Origin of the sequence: Vogesella mureinivorans (assembly GCF_007644035.1) — a bacterium.
GTDB lineage: Bacteria > Pseudomonadota > Gammaproteobacteria > Burkholderiales > Chromobacteriaceae > Vogesella > Vogesella mureinivorans.
This window is the reverse complement of sequence record NZ_VMTV02000665.1, coordinates 1-306: the sequence shown is the minus strand read 5'-3', so window position 1 is coordinate 306 and position 306 is coordinate 1. Positions and strand designations below refer to the sequence as shown.

The window sequence follows — 306 nt, the reverse complement described above, 5'->3', positions numbered from 1 at the left end:
GGTCATGGCGGCCAAGGGCTATCCCGACAGTGCCCTGACCGGCTCGGTCATCCGCGGCGCCGAACAGGACTTCGGCCCCGATGTGCAGGTCTTCCACGCCGGCACCGCCCGCAACAAGGACGGCGCGCTGACGGCGTCAGGGGGCCGGGTGCTGAACGTCTGCGCCCGCGGCGTCGACATCGCCCAGGCCCGCCAGCGCGCCTACGCCGCCATCAGCCGGATCGACTGGCCCGGCGGCTTCCACCGCTCCGACATCGGCTGGCGCGCGCTGGAGCGGGAAGATTAAGCCAGGTTTCGGCTAGGCCA

The 306-nt window shown here is 71.9% G+C and carries 1 protein-coding gene; it reads left to right on the top strand.

The genetic code is table 11. From position 1 onward, the window contains the following. A partial coding sequence (locus FLQ44_RS17635) for a phosphoribosylglycinamide synthetase C domain-containing protein (RefSeq protein ID WP_276607873.1) occupies positions 1-286 on the top strand: 286 nt, incomplete at its 5' end. Between the last annotated feature and the right edge of the window lie 20 nt (positions 287-306).